This window comes from Amycolatopsis sp. NPDC059027 (genome assembly GCF_042739735.1).
Taxonomy (GTDB): Bacteria; Actinomycetota; Actinomycetes; order Mycobacteriales; family Pseudonocardiaceae; genus Amycolatopsis.
Genome location: NZ_JBHYIK010000012.1, coordinates 75,678 through 78,292 on the forward strand (window position 1 = coordinate 75,678; position 2,615 = coordinate 78,292).

The 2,615-nt window shown below is 69.4% G+C and carries 4 protein-coding genes; 2 read left to right on the top strand and 2 right to left on the bottom strand.

Annotation, left to right across the window (positions count from 1 at the left end):
* The first annotated feature begins 375 nt into the window (after positions 1-375).
* Both ACFWY9_RS10890 and ACFWY9_RS10895 read left to right on the top strand, forming a co-directional pair.
* On the top strand, positions 376-717 hold the full coding sequence (locus tag ACFWY9_RS10890; RefSeq protein WP_378338726.1) for an ArsR/SmtB family transcription factor: 342 nt from the start codon (positions 376-378) through the stop codon (positions 715-717).
* Entirely contained in the window at positions 714-1,373 is a 660-nt protein-coding gene (locus tag ACFWY9_RS10895) for a cation transporter (RefSeq protein WP_378338727.1), read from the top strand. The genes ACFWY9_RS10890 and ACFWY9_RS10895 overlap by 4 nt, the downstream gene beginning before the upstream one ends.
* 52 nt (positions 1,374-1,425) lie before the next feature.
* Here the strand turns inward: ACFWY9_RS10895 and ACFWY9_RS10900 are convergent, their stop codons facing one another.
* Complete coding sequence (locus ACFWY9_RS10900; protein WP_378322475.1) at positions 1,426-1,581, bottom strand: hypothetical protein; 156 nt, start codon at positions 1,579-1,581, stop codon at positions 1,426-1,428.
* 134 nt (positions 1,582-1,715) lie between these two features.
* Positions 1,716-2,615 (bottom strand): adenosylhomocysteinase (locus ACFWY9_RS10905; RefSeq protein ID WP_378338728.1); only part of this gene is annotated, 900 nt, incomplete at its 5' end.

The following is a 2,615-nucleotide window of genomic DNA, read 5'->3' on the forward strand; positions in this document are numbered from 1 at the left end:
CCGCGGGCGCTCACGGACGGCTCCCCTCACCCCGCTCTCGGCGGCTCCCCCATGATGACCCACCCCCCGCCACGCGGGGGCGCCCCCGCGGGGGGCGGGCCCCCCTCGATGCTGTCCTGGCCGGATTCCGGGCGGGGCGGACGATTTCGGCGTCCCGGACAGCTGCCCGCCGGGCGGGGCCCGCCGGTGTCCCTTGTGGTCCGTCGAGACCGAATTCCTTACCCGATCGTGTAGGTCCGCGTGTACACCGCCTCGACGATGTGCTACCACTAACGGGGTCCTTCGGCTCTCCCTCCCCCTCGGAGCCGGAGGGCCCTTTATTTTCCCGGGGCCTGATCGGTTCGATAGGTCAGTCAGTGCTGTACTGTTCAGTGTGTGGTGACCTGTGAGACTCGAGAGGCCGCGCTGACCCGCGTCGGCCGCGCACTGGCCGATCCGACGCGGTGCCGCATCCTGACGGCGTTGCTGGACGGGCCCCGCTATCCCGGCAGGCTCGCCGCCGAGCTGGAGCTGAGCCGGTCGAACGTCTCGAACCACCTGTCCTGCCTGCGGGGCTGCGGGCTCGTGGTGGCGAGTTACGAGGGCCGTTCGGTGCGATACGAACTCGCCGACGCGCATCTCGCCCGCGCGCTGCGCGAACTCGTCCAGGTCGTGCTCGCCGTCGAACCCGCCGACGACTGCGCGGACGAGGACCGGGCCGTGAGGAGTGAAGCGTGATTCCCGCGCCTGCCGGAGGCTGCCCGGACGGTTGCTGCGCGGGGGAGTCCCGCGTGCTCGCCGCGGATCGCCGGGCGGTGCTGGTCCGCCGCATCCGGCTGCTCGTGGCGGCGACGATCGGCTACAACCTCGTCGAGGCGTTGGTCGCGCTGATCGCCGGATCGCGGGCGTCTTCGGCCGCGCTGATCGGCTTCGGGCTCGATTCGGTCGTCGAGGTCGCGTCTGCCGCCGCGGTCGCGTGGCAGTTCTCCGGACGGGACCCGGAAGCGCGGGAACGCTTGGCGCTCAAGGTGATCGCGCTGTCCTTCTTCGGGCTCGCCTGCTATGTCACCGTGGACGCGGTCCGGACGTTCGCGGGGGCGGGGGAAGCCCGGCCGTCGGTCACCGGGATCGTGCTGGCCGCCGTCTCACTCGCGGTGATGCCGCTGCTTTCGGCCGCGCAACGCCGTGCGGGCCGCGAACTCGGTTCGGCGAGCGCGGTCGCCGATTCCCGGCAGACGCTGCTCTGCACCGGCCTTTCCGGTGTGTTGCTGGCCGGTCTGCTGCTGAACGGGCTGTTCGGCTGGTGGTGGGCGGATCCGGTGGTCGCGCTGGCGATCGCCGCCGTCGCGGTCAGGGAAGGCAGGACCGCCTGGCGCGGCGAACACTGCTGCTGACCCGACGCCGAGCGCGACAGGCGCTCGACGCCGGGCAGCGCGCCGGTCGCGGTCAGTACCAGTGCGCGCGGCCGCCGATCTGCCGCCCGGTCGCGCCGAGCACGGCGAGTGCGGCACCGGCCACCGCGAGGATGATGCCGATCGTCCAGAGCACCTGGATGCCGGTCACGAATCCCACGACCAGCAGGATGACACCGAGGATGATCACGTCGTCACGCTCCTTCTCCTCACTGCCCGTCCGGAAAGGAGTCCCGGACGGGCGTGTGGAAGGAGGGTTTCCGCCGCACCGCAGGGGAAACGCGCCGTTCGGAGCAGCCGGCGCGGCGTTCGGCGCAATCTCGCTCAGTACCGGTAGTGCTCCAGTTTGTAAGGGCCTTCGACGTCGACGCCGATGTAGTCGGCCTGTTCCTTGGTGAGCTTGGTCAGCTTCACGCCGAGCGCGTCGAGGTGCAGCCGCGCGACCTTCTCGTCGAGCTGCTTCGGCAGCCGGTGCACCTCGGTGCTGTACTGACCCGGCTTGCTGAACAGCTCGATCTGCGCGATCGCCTGGTTGGTGAAGGAGTTCGACATCACGAACGACGGGTGCCCGGTGGCGTTGCCGAGGTTCATCAGCCTGCCCTCGGACAGCACGATGATCGCGTGCCCGTCGGCGAACCGCCATTCGTGCACCTGCGGCTTGATCTCGGTCTTGGTGATGCCCGGGATCTTCGCCAGCCCCGCCATGTCGATCTCGTTGTCGAAGTGGCCGACGTTGGCGACGATCGCGTTGTGCTTCATCCGGGCCAGCTGGCCTGCCATGATGATGTTGAAGTTGCCGGTGGTGGTGATGAAGATGTCACCGCGTTCGAGGACGTCGTCCAGCTCGACGACGTCGAGGCCGTCCATGGACGCCTGGAGCGCGCAGATCGGGTCGATCTCGGTGACGGCGACGCGCGCGCCCTGGCCGCGCAACGCCTCCACCGCGCCCTTGCCGACATCGCCGTAGCCGCACACGATCACCTGCTTGCCGCCGATCATCACGTCGGTGGCGCGGTTGAGCCCGTCGACGAGTGAGTGCCGGATCCCGTACTTGTTGTCGAACTTGGACTTCGTGACCGAGTCGTTGACGTTCATCGCGGGGAAGAGGAGCTCGCCGTCGCGCGCCAGCTTGTAGAGTCGCTTGACGCCGTTGGTGGTTTCCTCGGTGACACCGCGGATGTCGGCGGCCATGCGGGTGAACCGCTGCCCGTCGGCGGCCAGGCT